This is a genomic window from Micromonospora sp. NPDC049891, from assembly GCF_040660295.1.
Classification (GTDB): Bacteria; Actinomycetota; Actinomycetes; order Mycobacteriales; family Micromonosporaceae; genus Micromonospora.
Genome location: NZ_JBFAML010000015.1, coordinates 32,354 through 55,122 on the forward strand (window position 1 = coordinate 32,354; position 22,769 = coordinate 55,122).

Consider the following 22,769-nt stretch of genomic DNA (forward strand, 5'->3'; position numbering starts at 1 on the left):
CCAGCCTATGCCGGCCCACCTGCGGCGGACTGCGGCACCTCGTGCAGGTTGACGGCGTCGAGCCGACCGTCGGTCAGGTCGGCGGTGAGGTACGTCCCGCACGGCTGGCGACGCCTGTCGGTCGGCGAGCCGGGGTTGAGCAACCGCAGACCACCCGGTGCCTCGCTGTCCCAGGGGATGTGGGAGTGCCCGAAGACGAGCAGGTCGCAGCCAGGGAAGCGAGCCGCGCACCGCCGCTCCCGGCCGCTGGCCGGCCCGGTCTCGTGCACCACCGCGATGCGCAGTCCGGCGACGTCGACGCGGGCGATCTCCGGCAGTCGGGCACGCAGGTCGGGACCGTCGTTGTTGCCGTAGACGCCGATCAGTCGGGCGCTGCGCCGCTCCAGGTCGTCGAGCAGGGCCGCGCTGACCCAGTCGCCGGCATGGATGACAAGGTCGGCGGCGTCGACGGCAGCCCACAGCCCGGACGGCAGGTCACGGGCACGCTTGGGCAGATGGGTGTCTGCCATGATGACCAACCGCACCCGGTCAGCGTAGCCCCGCCCCGGCTCGGATCAGCCGCGTGAGGCCACCGAACACCGCCGCGTCCAGTCGCACGATCCGCCGTCTGGTCCTCGTACCCTGTCGTGGTGCGGATCGACCTGGTTGCCCTGATCGTCGACGAGTACGACCCGGCGGTCGCGTTCTTCGTCGACGTGCTCGGCTTCGACCTCGTCGAGGACCACCCGTCGACGACAAATGACGGGCGGCCCAAGCGGTGGGTCGTTGTCCGACCGCCGGGCGCCCAGACCGGAATTCTGCTCGCTCGGGCCGATGGCGAACACCAGCGTGCGGCCGTCGGCAACCAGGTGGCCGGCCGAGTAGGGTTCTTTCTCCGCGTCGACGACTTCGACGGCGCCTACCACCGGATGGTGCAGGCCGGTGTGACCTTCGTGCGAGGGCCCCGGACCGAGCCCTACGGTCGGGTCGCGGTCTTCCTCGACATCGCCGGAAACCGGTGGGACCTCCTCGGCACCTGACGGTGGCGCACTCCCCCGTCGAGCGCCGCGGCCTCCCATTCCGGTCTGCGCTCCGTCGGCGGCCGGCGTCGCGGGGGCCGGGTCACGCGGGCTCGTCGCCGGCGGGCGTCGGGTGCGGGGTCGGTTTCAACCGCGACCACGTACGAGCGGCAGGAAGACCTCCTCGACGATCTCGATCAGGACGTCGTCGGGGACCGAGGGAATGCCGCGCATCGCGTACTCGGCTCTCAGCAGCATCATCGGCGTGGCCGCGACGCGCGGGTGCACGGCCGTCGGCGGCGCCTCACCGCGGGCGACCGCGCGTTCGAGCATGGTCAACCAGGCCCGGTCCATGGTGTCCGCGCCGGATCGTTCGCGCACGAGGTCGAGCAGCGCCGGGTCGTCCGCCGCCGCGGCCAGCAGGCTGCGGAGGACCGCCCCGTGCGGCGAGGACCACGTCGCGTTCGCCTGCCGCAGCATCTCCAGCGCGTCGCCCCGCAGGGTGCCCGTGTCAGGGTTCGGCATCGTGGCGTCGGAGAGGTGGCGGTACGCCGCGATCCCCAGCGCCGCCCGATGCGGCCACCGACGGTAGATGGCGTTCTTGTTGGTTCCGGCCCGGGCGGCTACCCGGTCCATGGTCATGCCCGGGTAGCCGGACTCGCGCAGTTCCTCCGCCGCCGCGTGCAGGATCGCCCGTTCCAGTTCCTCACCCCGGCGTCTCGCACCCATGGGCTTGCAGGGTACTAGACGTACCCTATACGGTACGCACCGTACCCTAATCTGAGGAGGGCTCCCGTGCGTGTTTTCGGCATGAACTACGACACCGGCTTCGTGAGCGCCGGTTCCACCACCCACGAGCCGTTCGACGCCGAGACCGTGCGGCGTGACCTGCGGGTCATCCGCGAGGAGTTGCACTGCGACGCGGTGCGCATCACCGGCGGTGTCCAGGATCGACTGGAGTTGGCCGCGCGGTTCGCCGCCGAGGCGGGACTCGAGGTGTGGTACTGCCCATTCACCAACGGCCTCGACCGCGGCGAGCTGAGGGCGTTCCTGCTCGACGGGGCTGAGCGGGCCGAGCGGCTGCGCCGCGACGGGGCCTCGGTCGTGTATCTCACGGGATCCGAGATCTCCCTGGTCACCGACGGTTTCCTGCCCGGCCGTGACCTGGTTGAGCGGATGGCGCTGTTCGCCGATCCGATGCGGATGCGCGAGGCGGTCCCGGCCGCACGCGCCGCGGTACGCCAGTTCCTCGCCGAGGTGGTGCCTGCGGTGCGGGAACGGTTCGGCGGCCCCGTCGGTTACGCCTCGCTCCCACTGGAGGACGTCGACTGGGCACCCTTCGACATCATCGCCAGCGACGCCGGCTACCGGGACGCCACCAACGCCACCACCTTCCCACAGACCCTGGCTGCGGCGGTCGGGCAGGGCAAGCCCTACGCGGCGACCGAGTTCGGCTGCTGCACCTTCCGCGGCGCGGCCGACGTCGCCGGCGCGGCGGAGCCGGTGACGTACGACGAGCGGGGCCGGGCCGCGAAACTCACCGCCGAACTGGTACGTGACGAGCAGGGCCAGGCCCGCTACCTGCTGGACCTGCTACACGACTACGAGCGTGGCGGTGTGGAGGCGGCCTTCGTGTACACGTTCGCGAACCGGCATCTACCCACCACCGGCGACCCGGCGCAGGACTACGACCTCGCCGCGCGTGGGATCGTGCGGGTCCTGCCGGACGGCTCGTGGACGCCGAAGGCCGCCTTCCACGCCCTGGCCGAGTACGGCCGTATCCGCGCGCAGACCACGGCTTCCTCATGACGCGCGGCGAGCAGTGGGTGATCAAGGGCTCTTGAGCAGGCACGTGGCAGGCGGGGTGCGGTGAACTGGATCTCGCTGTCCGGGTAGCGGCGCCGGAACACCGCAGTGGCGCGGCGGGTGACTGGCGCAGGCCGGGACGGATGCGGGAAACTGTTCCGATGCCTGCCGAGTACGTCCGGAGCGACCAACTCCATGGTGCCCGCATCCACCTGTGCGACCTTGCCGGCCTTGAGATTCGCGATTGCGAGGTCAGCGGTCTGAAGATCGTGGACTGCTATGGGGGCGACATCTACGTCAGTGGCGCGTTCGAGCGTCTGGTTGTCAACGACGTCGACGTGACGGCCTACGTCGAGGCCGAGCTCGACCGGCAGCATCCCACGCGGGTGCTGGCGCGGGACGCCGCTTCCTCCGTCGACTACCGGGCTGCTTGGGATGCCATCGAGACGCAGTGGGAGGCGACGCTCGACCGCGCCAGGCTCCTGCCCGAGGCCAAGCTGCACGAGCAGGTCAACGGCGAGTGGTCGTTCGTCGAGACCCAACGGCACCTGCTGATGGCCAGCGATGCCTGGCTTGGTAATGCCGTGCTCGAGGAGGATGCGCCGTATCACCCGTTGGGCCTTCCGCACGGCGGGATGCCGCCCGACGAAACGGCGAAGCTCGGGCTCACCCTCGAAGCCACCCCGACGCTCGACGAGGTACTCGCGCCGCGGCTCGCTCGCATGGCCACGATGCGGCGTGTCGTCGACGGGCTCACCGAGGCCGAGCTCGATCGGGTGTGTGGTCGCAAGCCGGCGGACCCGTATCCAGACCGGGAGTACCTCGTGCGCCACTGCCTCAAGGTGGTGCTCAAGGAAGAGGCCGAGCATCACCGTTACGCGATACGCGACCTCGCCGTACTCGAGGCCGGTACCTGAACCGGGCAAGGCGCCAGCCGAGCAGGAGCGCTGACCGGTCGGGCGACCTTCAGTTGGCTACTCCGGGCTTGGCGTGAATCTTCGTTCCGATAGTGGAGTTGTGCACGGATGCGACCGCCGCGCCGTACCGGCTCGTGGGAGGTCTCAACTCGCTCCCGCCGCGGCCTGGGCATCCCACATGCTGATGACCACGCCGAACACGAAGAGCTGCAGCTCTGTCGCGAGTCCCGGCAGCTCGATGGCGACGTCGCCGCGCCAGAAGCTGGTCTTGCGTACCGAACCCACCCGCGTGTCGCCGAGGATCAGTTCCTCCTCGCTGCCCCAGACCGACCTACGCCGGAAATGGTAGGTCTGCCCGGACGCCTCGACGGTCCATCGCCTGCGGCCCACCCGGTCGGCCGAGGCGACAGGCGTTCCCGCGTCGTCGACCATTGTGTACCTGGTGCCCCAGACGTTGGATCGGACCTGGAAACGCCGCCCGTCCAGCTCGAACTCGCCACCGCTGCGCCACATCGAGCGGTCCCAGACCGTGATCTCTCGTCCTCGGTCCGTCACGTCGTAACGGTTCCGCCAGACGCTGACCTTCCGAGCCTCCATGCGACAAGCGTAGGTGGACGGCCAACAGGGCGGTACGTGGAGAATCGTCGGGCGGGGTGCCGTTCGATCATGCCCCGGCGGCGAAAGCCTTGCTCCTCACGCGGCGTGAGGAGCAATAGTCGGTGCCATGGCGGAGCACCTGACCGTGGGTCGTGTGGCGGAGTTGGCCGGCGTCAGCGTCCGCACACTGCACCACTACGACGAGATCGGTCTCCTCGAGCCGTCCACGCGGACCACGGCCGGGCACCGGGCCTACTCGGCGGACGATGTGGAACGGCTCCGGGAGGTACTCGCCTACCGGCGGCTCGGCTTCGGGTTACGGGAGATCGCGGATCTGGTCGACGATCCGACCACCGACGCGGTCGCGCACCTGTGCCGGCTGCGGGGCCTGCTGATGGACCAGCGCGACCGCGCTGCGGCCATGGTGACGGCCATCGACCGGGAACTGGAGGCACGAGCGATGGGTATCAGGACACCGCCGGAGGAGCAGCTGAGAGTGTTCGGGACGCAGTTGTACGACGCGATCGGATCCGCCTACCCCGCGACGCGGCGCACCGAGCCACGGATCGCCGCGCGCATCTGGGAGGCCCTGGGTGACGCCCGAACGGTGTTGAACGTCGGGGCCGGCACCGGCTCGTACGAACCGCCCGACCGCGACGTCACGGCGGTGGAGCCGTCGGCGGTCATGCGGGCGCAGCGGCTCCCGGATGCGGCACCGTGCGTGGCCGCGGCTGCGGAGAGTCTGCCGTTCGAGGACCAGTCCTTCGACGCCGCGATGGCGGTCAGCACCGTGCACCACTGGCCGGACCCGGTCGCCGGGCTGCGTGAGATGCGGCGGGTGGCCCGCCGCGTGGTGGTGTTCACCTACGACGCCGATGACACCGGCTGGCGTCAGCGATTCTGGCTCACCCGCGACTACCTGCCCGAGTTCGCAGATCTGCTCGTCGGATGGCCGTCCCTGGCCGACCTGGCCGGTGCGATCGGAGCACGCGCCGAGCCGGTGCTCGTGCCGTGGGACTGTGTTGACGGCTTCTTCGAGGCGTACTGGCGCCGGCCTGAGGCGTACCTGGACGAACAGGTACGCCGCGCGGTGTCGGTGTGGACCAGGGTCGGACCGCAGGCCGAGCAGCGTGCAGTCAGCAGACTTCGGGAAGACCTGTCCTCAGGTCGGTGGGCCGAGCGCAACCGCGATCTCGTCGCCCTCGACACGGCGGAGCTCGGTCTCCGCCTGCTCGTGGCCTGAACACCGTGCCTCATCCGCCACGCCGGCAGACGTGATGCGTCGCGGCTGTGCCTGTCACACATACCGCGGACCGGTCGCGGGCGTAACGTTGGCTGGGAAAGATGTCCGGGGTGGGCGATAGCGTCATCGACATGAGTGTGCTGGACCGCCGAGCCCTCAACCGGGCGTTGCTGGCCCGTCAGCTCCTGCTCCAGCGGCACGCCATGCCGGTCGCCGACGCCCTTGAGCACCTGGTGGGGTTGCAGGCGCAGGAGCCCCTGGAGCCGTACGTCGGGCTGTGGAGCCGGCTGGCCGGCTTCCAGCCGTCGGCGTTGGCCGAGCTGCTGCTGAGCCGCCAGGCGGTCCGCACCCTCCTGATGCGCCGCACCCTGCACCTGGTGACCGCTGGCGACTGCGTCGCGCTGCGACCGGCGCACCAGGCGATGCTTGTCTCACGCATGTGGTCGACGCTGCGCCGGGCGCTGCCCGGCGTCGACCTCGACGAGCTGGCGAAAGCTGGCAGACCGCTGTTCGAGGAGCGGCCGCGCATGCTGACCGAGGCCGCCCGCGCAGTCGCCGACCGTTGGCCGGCTGTTCAGGCGCGCACGTTGGGCGACGCGCTCAGCACGCTCGTGCCGCTGGTGCAGGTGCCACCCCGTGGTGTCTGGGGCGAGCGCGCCGCCGCGTACAACACCACGATCGAGGTGTGGCTGGGCCGCCCGTTGGAGCCGGAGTCGCCAGCCACGGTCGACGCGCTGGTCCTGCGTTACCTCGCCGCCTACGGCCCGGCAGCCACCGCTGACATCCGCGCCTGGTCCGGGTTGACCGGGCTGCGGGAGTCCGTTCAACGGTTGCGACACTCGTTGCGGACGTTCCGCGACGAGCGCGGCCGCGAGTTGCTCGACGTGCCCGACGGCGCGCTGCCCGACCCGCAGACCCCGGCGCCGCCGCGCTTCCTGCCGGCGTTCGACAACGCGGTGCTCGGCTACAACGACCGCAGCCGCGTCATCGACGCCGAGCATCGCGGACTGAGCGTCACCGGTGCGCGCTTCCTGCTGGTCGACGGTCGGGTCTCGGGCACCTGGGCGGTCACCGTCGACGACGGCACGGCGACGCTGCGGATCACGCCGCTGCGCGCGCTCACGGCGGACGAGCGCGACACCGTCATCGCCGAGGGCGAGAGCCTGCTCACCATGTTCCAGCCCGAGCCCCGGCACCCCAACCGCGTCTCGATCACCGACGCCTGACCCCAGGGTGGACGTCGTAGCTGCATGGGAGACCTCGCCGCCCGGCGTCGTCGAGGCCGGCCGCGTCCGGCCTCGGCTCCAGCAACCGGTGGACGCTGCGGTTCTCGGGCAGTTGGTCGGTGGCACCGGTCGGCGCCGCTCGGGGTTTGCCTGCGGATCAGGGCACTGTGGTCGCGATGACGGTCTCCGAATCGTTGATGGTGACCTGCCCATCGAACGGCGGCACCTGCGAGACCTGCATGTGGTGATTGCCGAGGCCAATGGGATCGTCGACCGGTACCGGCTTGTCGGCGGCCACGAAGGTGAACGGCACAGTGGTACGCGACTGTGCCTGCGGTCCGGCAACGGTGCACACCAGCGCCGTCAGGGTGGAGTCCGGACGTACCGCGCAACCGTTCCAGTCCTCGCCCGCATCGCGAAGGTACTGGCCGTCCTTGCCGGGCATCCGCCCCTTGGCGCAGGTGGCGTCCGCAGCCGCGCCCCAGGTGGGAACCGTGATGGTGGCCGGCCTGAAGGGACCCCGGCCCAGGCTCGGCTCGACTGCCTGCTGTTCGGTCGGCAGCGCCGTCGGCAACGGTCCGGGCTCGCCCCCTGGAGGCACCGATGGGCTGTCGGTGCCGACGGTGACAGCGGTGCCCAGTGCGGCGGCCGCGACCGCGAGTACGGCGACGGAGGTGGCGGCGGCGCGTCGGACCCGGATCTGGTCCGGACGAACGCGTCAAAGTCAGAAGCACGAGCGTCCACGTCCGCCTCTTCTCGACCGAGCCTCAGGGGTGACCTGTCAGCCAAGACGACAAGTAGCGGGAAAAGGTTCCGGCGTGACACAGAGTTTCGCGGTGGCCCGACGGTGCCGATGCCGGCGGCGACGCCGACGCCAAGCCCGAACCGGCCACTGTCGGCGACGCCGCCGTTGCAGTACTAGCTGGCCAGCCACTGCGCGGCGAGTTCGGTGATGACCGCGCCGCCCCGGTCGTTGAGGTGAATGTGGTCGACGTGCAGTTCGCGTCCGCCGTCACGGGCGACCTGATCCCAGCTTCGACCGAACAGGTAGTGCTGGGTCGCCGCACCGAAGGCCAGCGGGAAACTGAAGTCGTAGGGTGCGGGGTCGCCGACGCGCTGCCGGATGATGTCGGCCAGCTGCTCGTGTACGGGCAGGTAATCGGCCTGAAAGCGGGTCGCGGTCTGCTGTATCACGGTGTTGTACAAACTGACCTTCTGGTTGAGTTCGGCGTCGAGGTCCTCGCCGAGCGGCGGCAGAGACAGCAGCGCGATCCGGGCGGTGGTGCGGGACCTGACCTGGTCGACGATCGCGCCGAGGTTGTCCCGGAACTGATCCAGCGGCACGTCGTCGCGCACGTCGTTGCCGCCGATCAGGATCATGACGGCGGCGGGGCGGCAGGCGATGATGTCGGTGTCGACCCGCTGGCGCAGGTCGGCGCTGGTGTTGCCGTTGACGCCGGCGTTGACGAACTCGTATCCACGGTCTTCGAGCCGTTCACGAAGCGCACCCACCCAGTCGGCGCCGAGCCTGCCCTGGGTCGAACTGGAGCCGGCGGCGACGACGGCGGGGAGCGCGCCCGGCTTGCGGCCGTCGGCGCAGGCTTCGGTTGGTGGGTTGGCGGCCGGGCGGCCGAACGCGAGGTATCCGACGGTGCCTGCGGCGCCGAGGACGCCGACGAGCAGCAGGCATGCGGCGATGATGAGCCGCTTCTTCATCTTTCAGTACCCCAGCGAGATGGTGTGGCCGATGGTGGTGGGGTCGCCCAGTGCGGCGAGGATGGCGTGAGCGAGATCGACGCGGGCCACGGTGAAGCCGCCGCGGACGTTGCGGTCGGTGGCGGTGCGGTAGGGACGGTGTCTGCCGTCGGTGAGGCGGGGTGGCCGCATGATCGTCCAGTCGAGGTCACTGTCGCGGACGGCCTGCTCGGTGCGGGCGAAGTCGGCGAATTCCTTGCGGAGGTGGCGCCGCAGCATCGGCTTGACCACGGCTCGGGTGAACGGGCCGTCCCCGGCGTCAACGACGTGTCCGCTCGCGGTCACGACGATCAGGCGCCGGATGCCCTCTGCGCGCATCGCAGTGATGATCGCGGAAGCGCCGTCGGCACACACCGAGGCATCCGTTCTGGCCCTTGGGCCCAGCGCCGACACGATCGCGTCCTGGCGGGCCACGGCTGGCCGGATCGCCTCGGGGTTCATGACATCGGCGAGCATCGGATCGAGTCCGGGGTGGTCGATCTGTGGCAGCCGCGCCGGGTCGCGCACGACGGCGGTGACGTGGTGGCCGGCAGCGAGCGCCTGGAGCGTGACATGTCGTCAAGTGCCGCCGGTGGCGCCGAAGACGGTGAGGCGCATGCTGCCCTCCAAGGGGTTAGTGATTACTAACCCCGATAATGGGTTAGTAATCACTAACCTGTCAACCCTGTGAAACGAGGCGACATGAGCACCCGGGAGCGGATCCTCGACGCGGCTGAGGAGATCCTGCGGACCCGCGGAGTTGCGCTGGCCACGACGAAGGAGATCGCGCAGGCGGCGAAGCTCTCGGAGCCCACGCTCTACAAGTACTTCGACGACAAGGAGCAACTGCTGCTCGCCGTCCTCAAGGAGAGGCTGCCCGGCCCGGCCCGGCTCTCGATCCGACCAGGCGTCGGCGAGGTCGAGGACAACCTCGCCGAACTCGCGCACGCGGCCCTGGACTTCTACCAGCAGTCGATACCCATGTTGGGCGCGCTCCTCGCCGACCCGAAGCGAATGGCAGCACACCGGGTGGCGATGAGCCGGCACGGCGGTGGCCCCGACAAGGCAGCCGCCACCTTCGCCACCTACCTCCGGGCCGAGCAGACCATCGGCCGCATCAGCCCCGACGCGGACCCGGACGCGATCGCATCCCTGCTGATCGGCGCATGCTTCCACGCGGCGTTCCTGCGTTACTACTCCGAAGGACCGGCCGCCACCGCCGCCCCGCGCGCGTCCGCCGAGGCGTTGGCTCGGGCCGTTGTCCGCCCACTCCTGCCACTGTCCGCCTACCGGAGCGCAGATGATCACGGGGTATGACACGGTCCTCAGCCAGCCGGCTGTCGAGATCCAACTCAACGAGAATCCGTACCAGAGGACGGGTCTGGGCTTTGAGCCGTACCCGGCGACATTGGTGACCGCCGGTCTGTCGCTGGTGACCATCGTGACGCCGGACGCGGAAAGCCACTTCAGCCGAGGAATACTCGACGCGCTCAGACAGGCGCTGATCGGTCGGGCGAACACGTGACCTGTCGGTCGGCCGGACGCCGGTGTGGCTCTGCGACACGGCTACGTTGACCCGGTGACGGTGGTCGACGGAGCCCGGCTGATGCTGGTACGGCACGCGATGCCGGTGGTCGAGCCAACGGTGCCGGCCGAGCGTTGGCTGCTCGGCCCGGACGGCCGGGCCGCCGCCCGCGCTCTGCGACCACTCGTGATCGGGCCCGCCTACTACGTGGCCAGCAGCGAGCCGAAGGCCGTGCAGACCGTTCAGGAGATCGCCGGGCATACCACCGTCAGCACCGACACCGGGCTGGTCGAGGTGCGCCGCCCCCACCAGTGGTCGGACACCCTCAACGATCTGGCTGGCCAGCAGGCATCTCCTCGGCCCCGACCCGGCCCGGTTCTGGACGGCCCTACGCTTCCCCGACCTCATCGAGATCGACCTGCTGCACGGCGTCGTGCGGCGCCTCGGCGCTTGAAGGGCCACCATCGGGGCAGCACACCCACGACTGCCGGTTCGACGTAGGGTCGGGTGTGCCCGCTGAGCCTTTCCGTGTCGCCGCCGCCGTGTACGGCATTCTCCGTGACCGAGGTCGGGTGCTGCTGATCCGCCGTGCGGCGACCGGCTACCGGGACGGTCAGCTCAGCCTGCCGGCCGGACACCTCGACGGCGGCGAGGATGCGGTCACCGGCCTCGTGCGGGAGCTACGTGAGGAACTCGGGGTCGAGGCCGATCCCCGCGGTTGCCGCCTTACGCTGCTCATGCACTCCGCACCCGAGCACGCCGGTGATCGTGAGTACTTCCACCTGTTCTTCACGGTAGATCGCTGGATGGGCGAGCCGTTCATCGCGGAGCCTGGCAAATGCAGCGAGCTGTGCTGGGCGACAGCATCATCGCTGCCACCGGACCTCGCCGATTATGTGGCAGAGGCGCTGGCAGCTACCGCCCGAGGCGAAAGTCTGCTGTTGCGTGGCTGGTGAGGCGCAGGTCCACATCCGGCGAGTCACAGCCACCCCACAGCGTCCGGATCGTTGAGGGCCATCCGCGCCACCTCGCCGATCTCGGCGCGCCTACCCACCCACCGCTGAGGAGTACGCCGATGTTCGCGAGTAAGAAGCGGCCCCGCTGGGCCGAACTGCCGGCGTCGGTTCGAGGGAGTATCGAGGGCTTGCTGGGTGGTGCCGTGGCGTACGCCGAGAGCTGTGCTGGTGGCTTCTCGCCCGGCTTCGCCTCCCGACTCACCCTGCACGGCGGCCACCGGGCCTTCGTCAAGGCGGTCGACGCACATCACTGGCCGATTGAGGCGTCACATCACCGCGCCGAGGCGGATGTGGCTGGGCGGCTACCGGCTGGCCTGCCCGTGCCACGACTGCTGGACGTGTGCGACGACGGCCGGTGGGTGATTCTGGCCTTCGAGCAGGTGGACGGCGTCGCTCCGGGGAAGCCGTGGACGGCACCGCAGATCCGCCGCGTCGTCGCGCAGGCGGTCGACTTCGCTCAGGCGGCCACGCCGTCACCGATCGAGCTTCCCCGCGATCATCCGCGACTCGGGGGCTGGGCTGGCCTCGCGCTCGACCAGCCCACCAGTGCCCGGCTGCGCACCGTCTCGGCGTGGGCGCCGCACCCCCTCGGCCGGCTGACCGCGCTCGAACGGGAGGGGTTGCGGGCGGCACAGGGCGACTCGCTCGTGCATTGTGACCTGTACCCACACAATGTCCTGGTGGGCGACGACCGCGTGGTCTTCGTCGATTGGCCGCACGCCCGGCTCGGTGCCCCCGTCATCGATCTCGTGGCGCTGCTGACCGGTGTGGCTGCCGACGGCGTCGATCCCGAGCCGTACCTCCTCCCGGTCCTGCCGGCGCTGAACTGTTCGCCGGCTTCCTTCGATGCGATCCTCGCAGCGCACACCGGCTTCCTGATGGCGGGCGCGCTGGCGCCGATGCCCATCGGGCTGGAAGCCATCGCCGAGTAGAAGTTGCGGCTCGCCACCGCCGCGACCCGCTGGCTGCAACAGCGTCGCGCCCACTCGTGACAGCGACGCGCGGGACGTTGTCAGTGCGTGGCAGCGTCGGCGGACTGATTAGCCGCGAGGCGCGCTCCGCAGCGTCCCGCCGAACCGGTCCAGGTGCCGTCCGGACGAATGTGGCGGTCTTCGCCGATCAGCTGGCCGACTTTTCGAAGAGCTCGTTCGGCGTGTCGTAGAACCTCATTGTCGGGCCGACGTGCGTCATGCCCAGCCGTCGGCAGACGGCCTGGGAGGCACGGTTGTCCGGATCCGTGACCGCGATGACCTTTGTCAGGCCCCGGCTGAAGGCGTCGTCGAGGGTCGCCGCCGCTGCTTCGGTGGCGTAGCCGTGCCCCCAGGCGTCCGGGTGCAGGTGCCAGCCGATCTCGACATCGGTCGGTGCGCCGGCCGGTTCCCCGGCCGACAGGGGAATCGGCTTGAGCAGAAGGTTGCCCACCAGCCGGCCGTCCGCTGCCGTGGTGATGGCCCAGATCCCGTGGACCGGATCGTCTATGGCGCGGCGGCGTGCGATCGAGGCGAGGGCGTCCGCACGGTTGTTCATCATCGTGGGCTGCGCGCCCAGGAACCGCACGACCTCCCAGCGCGACTCGAGATCCAGCAGGAAATCGGCGTCCTCATCGCGCCAGGGGCGCAGCAGGAGGCGGTCGCTGGCGATGGTGCGCATGCCCCCAAGGTAGCCAGCACCGAGAACCATCGCAGCACAGGTCACCCGGTTCTGTGCGACAGTGGTTCATGCCGTTGAGCACGCATGACCTCAGAACGTCGATCGCGGTGTCCGACATACAACGGGCGGTCGCGTTCTACGAGGGCAAGCTCGGCCTTCAGGCACTGCAGTCCGGCCCCAGCGCCCACATCGCCGACGGCAGCCGCGTTTACGGTTGCGGTGGCAGGCCGGCGCTGAATGTCTACCAGTCGGTCACTGCCGGAAAGAGCCAGGCGACACTGGCGACCTGGTACGTCGACGACATTGACCAGATCGTCGACGAGCTCGTCTCGTCCGGCGTCGAGATCGTCCGGTACGACCAGTTGGCGCACGACGCCAGGGGAATCACCGCTCGGGCCGGCGGTGGACGCATCGCCTGGTTCCAGGATCCGGACGGCAACACCTTCGCCCTCGAAGCCGACGTCTGACGGCGGGCCGCCACGGTGGTGTCGACGGGTGGCACGCCGCCGAGCCTGGCAGCGCACCCGGCCCACGCGACTCCCACGCACCGCGTCACGCTGAGTCGCCCTACCGGTGCCGGTTGCGGGGATGCTTCTTGGCCGTCCGCTCGTTGCCGTGTTTGTAGTTGCCGGTGACGCGCGCCATCAACTCCTGAGGATCTTCGGTGTTGACGTCGATCAGGAACCGGGCCGCGGCGGCACCGCGCAGCACCACCGCAGGGCGGCCGTGGTGGAGCAGTTCCACGTCCCCGTTCTTACGGACGCGGTAGGTGAATCCCTCGGGTGCACCGGGCATCGACGTATCGTCCTCGCAGGCAGGACCACGCGCGACCGAATTACCGCTGCCGGCCGGGCCACCCCTGTCGCAGCGGGCGACCGGCGGCGGCAGCCACTGCTGCGTACGGTCATGGAGCTGCCCTGTGCGCCGGTTCCCAGAGCAGGATCTGGCGGTGGTGGCTGAAACCGTTGCGCCTGTAGAAGTCGACCGCGCGGCGGCCGGAGTGGACGGTCACGTGCAGCAGCCCACGCGTACGGGCCTCGGCCAGGATCGCGGCCATCAGCGCGCTACCGATGCCGCGGTCACGGTACTCCTCGCGGACCTCGACCGACTGGATGTCGCCGTACCAGCGCTCCAGCGATTCGGCGCTGGGCACCCGTTGGGCGATGTGGAGCCAGGCGACGCCGACCACCTGCCCGTCGATCTCGGCGACGAACGGCAGGTGCGTCTGCGCGTGGGCGGCCACCCAGTCGGCGTACGCCGGGAGCTTGTCTCCGTCGATGCCACGTCGTTCCGCAAGCGCCGCCACGTCCGCGACGCCGGCCCTGCGCACGATCACCTGACGGAGTCTAAGGGCGATCCGGCCTCTGCTGGGTGCCGGTCTGGGATGCTGCGCCCATGCCTTCTTTCCCACCCACCTTCGCCGACCAGGTCATCGCCCAGTCGGCCCACGCCCAGTTCGAGTCGTTCCTCGACGAGCACCGTGCGGCGCTCAACGGCTGCCTGGACGGGCTGACAGAGGAACAGGCACGCCGTTCGTTGGTGGCCTCCCGGACCACGCTGCTGGGTCTGGTGAAGCACGCGACGTTCGTCGAGAAGGTCTGGTTCGACGAAGCCGTCACCGGTCGGTCGCGCGCCGAGATCGGCATCCCGCAGTCGTCGCACGATTCGTTCCTCCTCGATGACGACGACACCATTGCCACCGTCCGGCGCGCGCACCGCGAGGCCTGCGAGGCATCACGCCAGGCAACGTCATCGCTGGGGCTGGACGACATCCTGTCCGGGCACCGGCGGGGCCCGCTGCCGCTGCGGTGGGTGTATCTGCATGTGCTGCGCGAACTCGCCCAGCACTGTGGGCACGCCGACATCCTCCGGGAGCAGCTGCTCAACGAGTAACCCGTGGGTCGACCCGGCTCGGCTGGGTAGGGGTACTCAGCGGAGACCGTGCGCGGACTCAGGTGTCGACGCCGCGGCGCGGACACGATGTCGTCATGGCCGAACTGCCACACCGACACATCGCTCTGCGTACCGCCGAATCGCCGTCGCCTGCCGCGGCCGCGCGCGGCGGGCAGGCTGTCCTGGCCGTCCTCGGCCGCCTGGTCGCCGCGCTGAGCCGGCTCGCCGGCCGCCATCCCGCCGGATGGCGGTGGCTGGCGCGGCGGCATCATCCGTTTCTGGACCGGCTGGCTGCTGCGAACGCACAGGCGATCTGCGTACGAGCCGCCCGGCAGGTACCGGCCTACCGGGCTTTCCTGCGCGACCGCCCCGCCGGCACCCGCCGCCGGTTGGGCGACTTTCCGGAGACCGACAAGCTCGGCTACGTGACGGCCCACGACGCCGCCGCACGCTGCTGGCGGGGACGGCTGCCCACCCGTGGGGTGGTGGTCGACGAGTCGGCAGGCTCCTCCGGGCAGCCGTTCAACTGGCCTCGCGGGGACCGGGAACTGCGCGCGGTGCACCGCGACATCGCCGGGTACACCGGGCTGGTGTTCCCGATGCGCCGGCCGTTCGTCATCAACGCCTACTCGATGGGTGCCTGGGCGACCGGGACGACGACAGGTGCCGCGATGGCCCGCATCGCCGTGGTGAAGAACACCGGCCCGGACCTCGGGAAGATCGTCGACACGCTCCGCGAGTTCGGTCCCGACTTCGACTACCTGGTGACCGCCTACCCACCGTTCCTCAAGCACCTGCGCGACCGGCTCGATGCCGAGGGCTTCCCCTGGTCGCGGTACCGGATCTTCGCCAGCTGCGGCGGGGAGGGGATGACCGAGGCGCTGCGCGACTACCTGGAGCAGCGGTTCGCGCTTGTGCGTTCGGCGTACGGGGCTTCGGACCTGACCATCGGTATCGGCGCGGAGACCCGGTTCACGGTGTGGCTGCGGCGGCGGTTGCAGACCGACCGCGGTCTGCGGACCGCGCTGCTCGGCGCCGACGAGCAGCGGCTACCGATGGTGTTCCAGTACAACCCGTTCACCACCTACCTGGAGACCAACGAGCGACGGGAGCTGGTCTGCACGGTCACCAGTGACGTGCTGCAACCCCGGTTGCGTTACAACGTCGGTGACGAGGCGCTGCTCGTGCCGTACCGGCGGATCGTCGAGCTGGCGCAGGCTGACCCGGTTCGCCGGGCCGAGCTGCGCACCGCCGTGTCGGTGGAGCGGATGACCCTGCCGGTGCTGCTGCTGTTCGGCCGGAGCGACTCCACCGTCTCCTACCTGGGGGCCAACCTCTATCCCCAGGACGTCGAGTACGGCCTCTACACCGGCAACCCGTACGCCGCCGAGATCAACCGTTTCTGCCTGAGGTTGGTCGAGGACGCGGCACTGGAGACCCGGCCGGTGATCCACCTCGAACTGCGCCGCCCGTTGGCCGCCGCACAGCGCGACGCGCTCGCCGCCGCCTGCCGCAGCGGGGTACGCCGGCACCTCACCTCGGTCTCGCGGGACTTCGCCCAGTCTCTCGTGGAGGACCCGACCGCCGGTGATCTGCGGGTGGAGCTGCACGAACCCGGCAGCGGCCCGTTCGCCGGCCAGCAGAAGATCAAGAATGTCTACCTGGTGAGGTGACCATGCGTACCCAGGACTTCTCCCACGCTCCCGCTCAGGCCCGCGCCGGTGCCATGTTCATCGGCGGGACCCGCTACGCCAATCCCCTGGTGCTGCTGCGGCTGGCACCGGCCTGGTTCCGGATGGTCCGCGACATGCGCCGGATGTCCGGCTACTGCTGGCACACTGTGTACTGGCAGTTCCCGTTGACCCTCGGCACCATCGCGTTCTTCACCGACCGCGACGCGATGCTGCGCTTCGCCCGTACCCGCCATCACCGTCGGTTGATGGTCTGGTTGACCGACGGCACCCGCAACGCGACAGCCGGGTTCATCCGGCTCTACAGCGCCGCTCCGGACGGGTACTCCAACGGCGCGTGGCGTGCCGAGGGCCCGGAGATGGGACACATCACGACCTTCACCCCGCTTGGCGCGGAGACGACCGGGCCGGCGGTCCGCCGGTGAGCACCCACCGGTTCGAACGCGTCACCGGCCGCCGTGACCTACGGCAGTTCCTGGCGTTCGCCGACCGGCTGTACGCCGACGAGCCGCGTCACGTACCGCTCCCCCGGCAGCAGATCCGGCGATGGTGGCGCGACGGCGTACCGCTGTACCTGCTGCGGGACGCCGCCGGCACGGTGGTCGCCCGCACCACCCTGCACACCGACCCGGCCTTCGACGCCAAGATCGGCCGCCGGTGCCAACTGTTCGGGCTCACCGAGTTCACCGACCCGGCCGCCCGCCCGCTGTTCGACGCGATCACCGCGCAGGCCGACGCCGACCGGGACCTGCTCTTCGGCCCGGTGGCGCTGCTGCCCAACCAGGCCGGCGGGGTGATCACTTCCGGCTACCCCGAGCGGGGCTTCGTCGACAGCGCCTGGAACCCGCCGCGCTACGTGGCCGCCTACGAGGCGTACGGATTCCACCGCCGGTTCGAGTCGGACACCTGGATCTGCCCGGTGACCGCACCGACCCGGCCGGTGCCGGCCTCGGCCCACATCGAGCCGGACGGTGCCCGACTCGAACTGCACCACGGCGACGTCAGGCGGCTCCACGAGCAGCTCGATCTGCTGCGCGGGATGCTGAACGCCTCCTTCGCCCAGCTCGGCTACTACACACCGATCTCCGCCACGCAACTGCGGCGGCAGACCGACGGGCTGGCGTACCTGCTCGACGAGTCACTGCTGCTCTACCTGACCCGCGACGGCCAGCCGGTGGCGTTCGTCCTCTGCGTACCGGACATCAGCGAGTTCCTGGTCACGGTCCGCGGCGACCTGAACCTGCTCAATCAGCTGCGGTTGCTGGTCGCGCGTCACCACCACCGGCGGGAGGCCGTGCTCATCGTCAAGGGCGTGCTTCCGCAGTACCAGGGGCGCGGCTACCAGCGGCTGCTCTCCGCGCACCTGCACCGCAACCTGCACATCGCCGGCTACACGACGCTGCGCAGCACCTACGTCGGGCGGGACAACCCGGCGTCGGCCGCCCAGTACCGGCGACTCGGCGGTCGTCCACTGCACGGGTACACCTTCTACGCCAAGGAGCGATAGGTGGATCTCGCCGCGTTCCGTGCGCTTGAGCCGTTGTGCTGGCGGGCTCCGAGCGCGCACAACACCCAGCCGTGGCGGCTGCGTTACGAACCAGAGGCGATCCACGTCGGCTGGGAGGCGACCCGCACGCTGCCGGTGGCCGACCCCACCGGCCGGGACCTGCGGCTGTCACTCGGTGCGTTCGTCGAAACCTGTCTGATCGTCGCCGCCGACGCCGGCCTGCGGCTGGAGTACGTCGCCGATCACGACGAGCGGCACCGCCGGGTAGGCCGGCTACGGCCCGCCCCGCACCGCTACCCGACGCCCTTCCGTACCACCGACGTGTGGGAGCGCCGCACCCACCGGGGCCGCTTCGTCGGCGGCCCGGCGCCGGACACGCTGGCGGCGGTGGACGCGCTCGCCCGGCAGGCCGGCGGCGGTGTCCGCGCCGTGCCGCAACCTGGCCGTCTCGGTGTCCTGCTGCGCGCCGCCGACCGGCGGCTGTACGCCGACCCGGCGGTCGTCGCCGAGCTGCGCCGCTGGTTGCGGTTGGACCCGACACATCCGGACTATCACGCTGACGGGCTCAGCGACCGATGCCTGGGGTTGTCTCGGCCCGCCGCGGCCGGGCTGCGCGCGGCACTGGCCGCGTACCCGCTGCTGCGGCCGCTGGGATTGCCGAGGTTGCTCGCCGCGACCGACGCTCCACTCGCGCGGGGCGGTGCCGTGCTGGTCCTGGTCGCCCCAGCGGACCTCGACCAACCCGGCCAGGTCGAGTTCGGCAGGGTCCTGCTGCGGATCTGGTTGGCCTGGCACACCGCCGGGCTGGCGGCGCATCCGCTGAGCCAGCTCATCGATGTCACCGCCACCCGCACCGGGCTCGGCGCGCTGCTCGACGTCGCACCGGAGCGGCTGGTGCACGTGGCCCGGGTGGGTCGGCCCACGCGTCCGTCACCCCGTTCGGCGCGCCGGCTCGGTACTGTCCGACAGCCGTGACAACGTCGTCGATGGATGGACCCGGCAGGAGCCGCCACGACCTGTGGGGTCGGGGGTGAGCCGTATCCCGATGCCGACCGAGATCGTGCTGGTCCGGCACGCCCGGTCCGTCCCCCCGGCCGCCGACGGTCCGGACGAGTTCACCCGCCCGCTGACCGCGGGCGGGCTGCGGCAGGCGCAGGAGCTGGTGGCGGTGCTCACCGAGCTGCGACCGGCGGCGGTGTGGTCCAGCCCGTACCGGCGCGCGATCCAGACCGTCCAGCCGACAGCCGATGCGCTCGGCCTGCCAGTACGCACCCTGACAGTGCTACGCGAGTGGGACGACGGCCTCGCCTTCACCGAGGTCTGGGAGTCGCATTACGTCAAGAGCTGGGCGGACCTGTCCTACGCGCGCCCGGGAGGTGAGAGCCTCGAACAGCTCAGCATCCGTGCCGTCGATGCCGTTCGGACGCTCGTACGCCACAATCGTGGCCGGGTCGTTCTCGTCGGCAGCCACGGCACCTTCATCTCCCGAGCGTTGGCCGGCTTCGGCGTGCGGGTCAGCTGGGCCACGGTGCGGCAGATACCGATGCCCGCGATCTACCGACTTCGCTTCACCGACCCGCGCTCCAATCCCGGGGTGTCCGGATTAACTTGATCGCCGCTGTTCAGGGCAGTTCGAACGGAAGGGTGATGCCGTCCAGGCTGTGCGCACAGGGGCAGTCCCGCTCGGCCGGGAGCGCGGCGATCGCGTCGAGCAGCAGCCCACGCAGCCGCTCGGTGTTCTCGCCGAAGACCCGGAACACCTCCTGCTGGGTCACTCCCTGACCGCTCTGCATCCCGGCGTCCAGATCGGTCACCAGGGCGATCGAGCTGTAGCAGAGGGCCAGTTCCCGCGCGAGCACCGCCTCCGGGTGACCTGTCATGTTGATGACCGTGCCGCCGATCGCGGTGTACCACCGGGATTCGGCGCGGGTGGAGAATCGTGGCCCCTCCACCACCACCATGGTCCCGCCGTCGTGCACGTCCATCGACCGCCCGGCAGCGGCGGCCAGCAGGGCCCGCCGACCGTGGGGACAGTACGGGTCGGCGAAGGACAGGTGCACCGCCCCCTGCTCGTAGTAGGTCTGAACCCGGCCGCTGGTCCGGTCGATCAATTGGTCGGGTACCACGAACGTGCCAGGCCCGAGTTCCGGCCGCAGGCCGCCCACGGCACACGGTGCGAGCACCTGGCGTACCCCGAGCGACCGCAACGCCCACAGGTTGGCCCGGTAGGGGATCCGGTGCGCGGGGTGCCGGTGGTCCCGGCCGTGCCGTGGGAGGAACGCCACCGTCCGGCCGCCCACGTCGGCGACCGTCACCGCGTCGGAGGTTGCGCCGTACGGTGTCTGGACCACGTGTTCGCTGGCGCCGTCGAGCAGCGCATAGAGACCCGAGCCGCCGATGACGGCGAGTTCCGCAGATGGGGGCACCATTCACCTTTCCAGTTGTCGAAGCCGCCTGGCCGCCGTGGCGCGGGCACGTTGCGCACGGCCCTACCACGCGGTCAGGAGCAGGTGGTTGACCGTGAGGGCCACCGCTGCCTGCGCGGTGAGCCAGGTACGGCGGCTGGTGGATGGGACAAGGGCGGTGCCCACCATGAGCCACCCGGTGAAGGGCAGCCAGATCCGTTCGACCTCGGCCTTGCTGTAGCCGGAGAGGTCCGCGGCGACGATCGCCGCCGCCGCGGCAAGGGGCAGCAGCCAGGAGGCGTACCGGGGGTCGTCCCGGTGCGACTTGAGGACGTCGGACCCCGGCCGCAGCGACGCGACCGCCCGCCAACCGGCAACTGATGCACGGCGGAGGACGACGGCGGCAGCCGGGCCAGCGACGACGACCAGGATCGTGAGGTTGGCCCAGACCCAGTAGCCGTACGCGCGCCGGCTGGCGATGCCCTGGTAGTAGCGTTCGATGACCAGGTGATAGCCGGTCAGCCAGTCGAAGCCGGCGACCGTGAACGCGCCCGCGACCAGTGCCACGCCCCCGAGCGTCCACCACGCAGCCCGGCGGTGCCGGTGTCCCAGAAGCACGACTGCCACCGCGATCGGGGCCATCAGCACCAGTCCGTAGGAGAGGTAGCAGCCGAAACCCAGCAGTGCGCCACCGGCGAGCGCGCCACCCGCACTCCCCCGGGTGACGCCGTACGCCAACAACGCGACGCCGGTGGCGGTCACCCCGGCGAACAATCCGTCGGCGGAAACCCCGGACCACACCGCCCCCGGGAACAACGCCGCGAACGGCAGTACGGCACGCGCCGCGTCGTCGGTGCCGAGCAGGTGCACGGTGTGCGGTACGGCGACGGCGGTCAGTGCTGCCACCAGGATGCACAGCGCCCCGGCCCAGCCGCCGCCACTCAACCCGATCCGGTCGAGCCAGACGAACACCAGCAGCGCTCCGGGCGGGTGACCGGCCACGTGGGTGGTCCAGGAGTCCGGTTGGAAATCGAGGATCCGGGTGGTGAACGCGCCGAGCATGGTGGGGATGTCGGTGACGCCGGGAACCTCGTGCAGGTATTCATGGTGGGTGGTCAGCCGACCGGCGATGCCGCGCTGCCAGCCGTCGATCAACGCCAGTGACAGCGTCCAGGCCACCGCCGTGGCGTAGGAGAGGACGAGCAGCCGCCGCCAGGGCAGGCGGGCCGCCAGTGCGGGTCCGCGCCAGCAGACAAGTACGGCCACCGCCGACGCCAGCGGAGTGCCGGGGCCGACATGTGGCCGCCAGTGCGCGTACAGCGGCGCCGCACTGGCCTGCACCGGACGTCCCAGCAGGTAGAGCAGGCCACCGACAGCAGCGGCCGCGGCGAACAGTCCGACGGCGACCAGGACGGCGATCAGGTCGGCCCGTTCGGTGTCGCGCCGCAGTCGGGCGGGGAGCGTCATCCTCATCCGCGCAGTGGTGCGTGGGCGAACTGCCTGACGCCGTCGGCGAGGCGGATCGCCGCGCGGAACCCGAGTTCGGCCTCGGCACGGGCCGGTGAGGCGACCACGTGACGTACGTCGCCGAGCCGGAACTCGCCGGTCACCACCGGCGCGGGCCCGCCGGCGGCGCGGGCGAGCTCGCCGGCCATCTCACCGATGCTCGCCGGGCTACCGGAGGCGATGTTGTAGGCGCGCCAACCGGTGCGTGTGCCGGTCGCCGTCACGGCGGCGAGGTTGGCCGCCGCCACATCATCGACGTGCACGAAGTCCCGTCGCTGACAGCCGTCCTCGAACACCCGGGGGGCCCGACCGGCTGCCAACGCGGACCGGAAGATCGCCGCGACCCCGCTGTACGGCGTGTCGCGCGGCATACCGGGCCCGTACACGTTGTGGTACCGCAGCGACACCACGGTGCCGCCGGTATGCCGGCACCAGGCCGCTGTGAGGTGCTCCTGGGCGACCTTGGTGGCGGCGTAGACGCTGCGCGGATCCAACGGTGCGTCCTCGTCGACGAGCCCCGGTTCCAGGGCGGCGCCGCAGCCGGAGCAGGTGGGCTCGAAGCGGCCGGCGGCCAGGTCGGCGACGGCGCGTGGGGCGGGGCGTACCGCACCGTGCCGGGCACAGCGGTAGGCACCCTCGCCGTAGACGACCATAGAGCTGGCCAGCACGAGCCGGTGGACGCCCACGCGGGCCATCTCCGCGAGGAGCACGGCGGTGCCGAGGTCGTTGCAGCCGACGTACTCGGGAAGGTCGTCGAGATCCACGCCGAGCCCGACCATGGCCGCCTGGTGCACCACCACGTCAACGCCGGCCAGGGCGGCGGCGACGGCGTCCCGCTCACGCAGGTCGACGCGGCGCAGCGGGACGCCGGCCACGGTGTCCGGCAGCGGCGCGCGGTGCGCGCCCGGGTGGCCGGCGTCCACGACGGTCACCTGATGGCCGGCACGGTGCGACGCGGCGACGACATGGGTTCCGATGAAACCGGCTCCGCCGGTGACGAGTACGTGAGTCACGCGCTGACGCTAGAACCAGTCGGGCGCGGGAGGCGGTCGTGC

At 70.6% G+C, this 22,769-nt stretch carries 28 protein-coding genes and 1 pseudogene; 17 read left to right on the top strand and 12 right to left on the bottom strand.

From position 1 onward, the window contains the following. Nucleotides 1-5: 5 nt before the first annotated feature. Nucleotides 6-524 carry a metallophosphoesterase gene (locus AB0I71_RS19705; protein ID WP_357586566.1) on the bottom strand — a complete coding sequence of 173 codons (519 nt, stop codon included), beginning with the start codon at nt 522-524 and terminating at the stop codon, nt 6-8. A 105-nt stretch (nt 525-629) separates the two neighbouring features. On the opposite strand from AB0I71_RS19705, the gene AB0I71_RS19710 reads away from it, so the two are divergent. Next, nucleotides 630-1,019, top strand: coding sequence for a VOC family protein (locus AB0I71_RS19710; protein WP_357586568.1), 390 nt, complete (start codon nt 630-632; stop codon nt 1,017-1,019). A 126-nt stretch (nt 1,020-1,145) separates the two neighbouring features. Here AB0I71_RS19710 and AB0I71_RS19715 read toward each other — a convergent pair whose 3' ends face one another. Next, nucleotides 1,146-1,727 carry a TetR/AcrR family transcriptional regulator gene (locus AB0I71_RS19715; RefSeq protein ID WP_357586570.1) on the bottom strand — a complete coding sequence of 194 codons (582 nt, stop codon included), beginning with the start codon at nt 1,725-1,727 and terminating at the stop codon, nt 1,146-1,148. A gap of 66 nt (nt 1,728-1,793) precedes the next feature. On the opposite strand from AB0I71_RS19715, the gene AB0I71_RS19720 reads away from it, so the two are divergent. Together AB0I71_RS19720 and AB0I71_RS19725 are read left to right on the top strand one after the other, a co-directional pair. Beyond that, entirely contained in the window at nt 1,794-2,807 is a 1,014-nt protein-coding gene (locus AB0I71_RS19720) for a hypothetical protein (protein ID WP_357586572.1), read from the top strand. Between the two features lie 158 nt (nt 2,808-2,965). Further along, nucleotides 2,966-3,721, top strand: coding sequence for a DinB family protein (locus AB0I71_RS19725; protein ID WP_357586574.1), 756 nt, complete (start codon nt 2,966-2,968; stop codon nt 3,719-3,721). Between the two features lie 144 nt (nt 3,722-3,865). Here AB0I71_RS19725 and AB0I71_RS19730 read toward each other — a convergent pair whose 3' ends face one another. Further along, nucleotides 3,866-4,318: a hypothetical protein gene (locus tag AB0I71_RS19730; RefSeq protein ID WP_357586576.1), complete on the bottom strand. Its 453-nt coding sequence runs from the start codon at nt 4,316-4,318 to the stop codon at nt 3,866-3,868. A gap of 127 nt (nt 4,319-4,445) precedes the next feature. Here AB0I71_RS19730 and AB0I71_RS19735 point away from each other — a divergent pair, with 127 nt between their 5' ends. Together AB0I71_RS19735 and AB0I71_RS19740 are read left to right on the top strand one after the other, a co-directional pair. Beyond that, entirely contained in the window at nt 4,446-5,561 is a 1,116-nt protein-coding gene (locus tag AB0I71_RS19735; protein ID WP_357586578.1) for a MerR family transcriptional regulator, read from the top strand. Between the two features lie 131 nt (nt 5,562-5,692). Continuing rightward, the gene (locus AB0I71_RS19740; protein WP_357586580.1) at nt 5,693-6,787 is read left to right on the top strand and encodes a winged helix DNA-binding domain-containing protein; all 1,095 of its coding nucleotides are present in this window, start codon (nt 5,693-5,695) and stop codon (nt 6,785-6,787) included. Nucleotides 6,788-6,944: 157 nt separating this feature from the next. Here the strand turns inward: AB0I71_RS19740 and AB0I71_RS19745 are convergent, their stop codons facing one another. From AB0I71_RS19745 to AB0I71_RS19755, 3 genes and pseudogenes are all read right to left on the bottom strand, one after another. Then, entirely contained in the window at nt 6,945-7,361 is a 417-nt protein-coding gene (locus AB0I71_RS19745) for a hypothetical protein (RefSeq protein ID WP_357586582.1), read from the bottom strand. Nucleotides 7,362-7,705: 344 nt separating this feature from the next. Further along, on the bottom strand, nt 7,706-8,503 hold the full coding sequence (locus tag AB0I71_RS19750; protein ID WP_357586584.1) for a GDSL-type esterase/lipase family protein: 798 nt from the start codon (nt 8,501-8,503) through the stop codon (nt 7,706-7,708). 3 nt (nt 8,504-8,506) lie between these two features. After that, nucleotides 8,507-9,088: pseudogene (locus tag AB0I71_RS19755) on the bottom strand (NAD(P)-binding oxidoreductase); the annotation flags it as partial. A 135-nt stretch (nt 9,089-9,223) separates the two neighbouring features. Between AB0I71_RS19755 and AB0I71_RS19760 the strand changes: the two are divergent. The 5 genes from AB0I71_RS19760 to AB0I71_RS19780 all read left to right on the top strand — a co-directional run bounded on the left by AB0I71_RS19760 (nt 9,224) and on the right by AB0I71_RS19780 (nt 11,994). Next, a complete protein-coding gene (locus AB0I71_RS19760; protein WP_357586586.1) occupies nt 9,224-9,838 on the top strand; it encodes a helix-turn-helix domain-containing protein in 615 nt (204 codons plus the stop codon). Further along, nucleotides 9,822-10,046 carry a hypothetical protein gene (locus tag AB0I71_RS19765; protein WP_357586588.1) on the top strand — a complete coding sequence of 75 codons (225 nt, stop codon included), beginning with the start codon at nt 9,822-9,824 and terminating at the stop codon, nt 10,044-10,046. The genes AB0I71_RS19760 and AB0I71_RS19765 overlap by 17 nt, the downstream gene beginning before the upstream one ends. Before the next feature lie 54 nt (nt 10,047-10,100). Beyond that, nucleotides 10,101-10,547, top strand: coding sequence for a hypothetical protein (locus AB0I71_RS19770; protein ID WP_357586590.1), 447 nt, complete (start codon nt 10,101-10,103; stop codon nt 10,545-10,547). An 8-nt stretch (nt 10,548-10,555) separates the two neighbouring features. Beyond that, complete coding sequence (locus AB0I71_RS19775) at nt 10,556-11,002, top strand: NUDIX domain-containing protein (RefSeq protein WP_357586591.1); 447 nt, start codon at nt 10,556-10,558, stop codon at nt 11,000-11,002. 119 nt (nt 11,003-11,121) lie between these two features. Continuing rightward, complete coding sequence (locus AB0I71_RS19780) at nt 11,122-11,994, top strand: phosphotransferase (RefSeq protein ID WP_357586593.1); 873 nt, start codon at nt 11,122-11,124, stop codon at nt 11,992-11,994. Between the two features lie 187 nt (nt 11,995-12,181). Here AB0I71_RS19780 and AB0I71_RS19785 read toward each other — a convergent pair whose 3' ends face one another. After that, entirely contained in the window at nt 12,182-12,712 is a 531-nt protein-coding gene (locus AB0I71_RS19785) for a GNAT family N-acetyltransferase (protein WP_357586595.1), read from the bottom strand. A gap of 107 nt (nt 12,713-12,819) precedes the next feature. Between AB0I71_RS19785 and AB0I71_RS19790 the strand changes: the two genes are divergently transcribed. Further along, the gene (locus tag AB0I71_RS19790) at nt 12,820-13,179 is read left to right on the top strand and encodes a VOC family protein (RefSeq protein WP_357586597.1); all 360 of its coding nucleotides are present in this window, start codon (nt 12,820-12,822) and stop codon (nt 13,177-13,179) included. Between the two features lie 100 nt (nt 13,180-13,279). Here the strand turns inward: AB0I71_RS19790 and AB0I71_RS19795 are convergent, their stop codons facing one another. Both AB0I71_RS19795 and AB0I71_RS19800 read right to left on the bottom strand, forming a co-directional pair. Continuing rightward, nucleotides 13,280-13,507, bottom strand: coding sequence for a hypothetical protein (locus tag AB0I71_RS19795; protein WP_204010297.1), 228 nt, complete (start codon nt 13,505-13,507; stop codon nt 13,280-13,282). Nucleotides 13,508-13,616: 109 nt separating this feature from the next. Further along, on the bottom strand, nt 13,617-14,048 hold the full coding sequence (locus AB0I71_RS19800; RefSeq protein WP_357586599.1) for a GNAT family N-acetyltransferase: 432 nt from the start codon (nt 14,046-14,048) through the stop codon (nt 13,617-13,619). Between the two features lie 59 nt (nt 14,049-14,107). Between AB0I71_RS19800 and AB0I71_RS19805 the strand changes: the two genes are divergently transcribed. From AB0I71_RS19805 to AB0I71_RS19830, 6 genes are all read left to right on the top strand, one after another. Then, nucleotides 14,108-14,605: a DinB family protein gene (locus tag AB0I71_RS19805; protein WP_357586601.1), complete on the top strand. Its 498-nt coding sequence runs from the start codon at nt 14,108-14,110 to the stop codon at nt 14,603-14,605. Between the two features lie 95 nt (nt 14,606-14,700). Then, on the top strand, nt 14,701-16,278 hold the full coding sequence (locus AB0I71_RS19810; protein WP_357586603.1) for a phenylacetate--CoA ligase family protein: 1,578 nt from the start codon (nt 14,701-14,703) through the stop codon (nt 16,276-16,278). Nucleotides 16,279-16,280: 2 nt separating this feature from the next. Next, nucleotides 16,281-16,721, top strand: a complete 441-nt coding sequence (locus tag AB0I71_RS19815; protein WP_357586780.1) for a DUF4188 domain-containing protein — start codon at nt 16,281-16,283, stop codon at nt 16,719-16,721. Next, on the top strand, nt 16,718-17,803 hold the full coding sequence (locus tag AB0I71_RS19820; RefSeq protein WP_357586605.1) for a hypothetical protein: 1,086 nt from the start codon (nt 16,718-16,720) through the stop codon (nt 17,801-17,803). The genes AB0I71_RS19815 and AB0I71_RS19820 overlap by 4 nt, the downstream gene beginning before the upstream one ends. Continuing rightward, complete coding sequence (locus tag AB0I71_RS19825) at nt 17,804-18,778, top strand: nitroreductase (protein ID WP_357586607.1); 975 nt, start codon at nt 17,804-17,806, stop codon at nt 18,776-18,778. A 55-nt stretch (nt 18,779-18,833) separates the two neighbouring features. Further along, the gene (locus AB0I71_RS19830) at nt 18,834-19,415 is read left to right on the top strand and encodes a histidine phosphatase family protein (protein WP_357586609.1); all 582 of its coding nucleotides are present in this window, start codon (nt 18,834-18,836) and stop codon (nt 19,413-19,415) included. 10 nt (nt 19,416-19,425) lie between these two features. Here the strand turns inward: AB0I71_RS19830 and AB0I71_RS19835 are convergent, their stop codons facing one another. The 3 genes from AB0I71_RS19835 to AB0I71_RS19845 all read right to left on the bottom strand — a co-directional run bounded on the left by AB0I71_RS19835 (nt 19,426) and on the right by AB0I71_RS19845 (nt 22,727). Continuing rightward, nucleotides 19,426-20,229: an S-methyl-5'-thioadenosine phosphorylase gene (locus tag AB0I71_RS19835; RefSeq protein WP_357586782.1), complete on the bottom strand. Its 804-nt coding sequence runs from the start codon at nt 20,227-20,229 to the stop codon at nt 19,426-19,428. 63 nt (nt 20,230-20,292) lie between these two features. Then, nucleotides 20,293-21,681: a hypothetical protein gene (locus tag AB0I71_RS19840; RefSeq protein ID WP_357586610.1), complete on the bottom strand. Its 1,389-nt coding sequence runs from the start codon at nt 21,679-21,681 to the stop codon at nt 20,293-20,295. Beyond that, nucleotides 21,678-22,727, bottom strand: a complete 1,050-nt coding sequence (locus tag AB0I71_RS19845; RefSeq protein ID WP_357586612.1) for an NAD-dependent epimerase/dehydratase family protein — start codon at nt 22,725-22,727, stop codon at nt 21,678-21,680. The genes AB0I71_RS19840 and AB0I71_RS19845 overlap by 4 nt, the downstream gene beginning before the upstream one ends. Nucleotides 22,728-22,769 lie beyond the last annotated feature (42 nt).

Bases quoted from the DNA above. Each gene is read 5' to 3' on its own strand.
- AB0I71_RS19715 (WP_357586570.1), bottom strand. From the start codon at position 1,727: ATGGGTGCGAGACGCCGGGGTGAGGAACTGGAACGGGCGATCCTGCAC.
- AB0I71_RS19725 (WP_357586574.1), top strand. From the start codon at position 2,966: ATGCCTGCCGAGTACGTCCGGAGCGACCAACTCCATGGTGCCCGCATC.
- AB0I71_RS19730 (WP_357586576.1), bottom strand. From the start codon at position 4,318: ATGGAGGCTCGGAAGGTCAGCGTCTGGCGGAACCGTTACGACGTGACG.
- AB0I71_RS19735 (WP_357586578.1), top strand. From the start codon at position 4,446: ATGGCGGAGCACCTGACCGTGGGTCGTGTGGCGGAGTTGGCCGGCGTC.
- AB0I71_RS19740 (WP_357586580.1), top strand. From the start codon at position 5,693: ATGAGTGTGCTGGACCGCCGAGCCCTCAACCGGGCGTTGCTGGCCCGT.
- AB0I71_RS19750 (WP_357586584.1), bottom strand. From the start codon at position 8,503: ATGAAGAAGCGGCTCATCATCGCCGCATGCCTGCTGCTCGTCGGCGTC.
- AB0I71_RS19760 (WP_357586586.1), top strand. From the start codon at position 9,224: ATGAGCACCCGGGAGCGGATCCTCGACGCGGCTGAGGAGATCCTGCGG.
- AB0I71_RS19765 (WP_357586588.1), top strand. From the start codon at position 9,822: ATGATCACGGGGTATGACACGGTCCTCAGCCAGCCGGCTGTCGAGATC.
- AB0I71_RS19780 (WP_357586593.1), top strand. From the start codon at position 11,122: ATGTTCGCGAGTAAGAAGCGGCCCCGCTGGGCCGAACTGCCGGCGTCG.
- AB0I71_RS19785 (WP_357586595.1), bottom strand. From the start codon at position 12,712: ATGCGCACCATCGCCAGCGACCGCCTCCTGCTGCGCCCCTGGCGCGAT.
- AB0I71_RS19795 (WP_204010297.1), bottom strand. From the start codon at position 13,507: ATGCCCGGTGCACCCGAGGGATTCACCTACCGCGTCCGTAAGAACGGG.
- AB0I71_RS19805 (WP_357586601.1), top strand. From the start codon at position 14,108: ATGCCTTCTTTCCCACCCACCTTCGCCGACCAGGTCATCGCCCAGTCG.
- AB0I71_RS19810 (WP_357586603.1), top strand. From the start codon at position 14,701: ATGGCCGAACTGCCACACCGACACATCGCTCTGCGTACCGCCGAATCG.
- AB0I71_RS19815 (WP_357586780.1), top strand. From the start codon at position 16,281: ATGCGTACCCAGGACTTCTCCCACGCTCCCGCTCAGGCCCGCGCCGGT.
- AB0I71_RS19840 (WP_357586610.1), bottom strand. From the start codon at position 21,681: ATGAGGATGACGCTCCCCGCCCGACTGCGGCGCGACACCGAACGGGCC.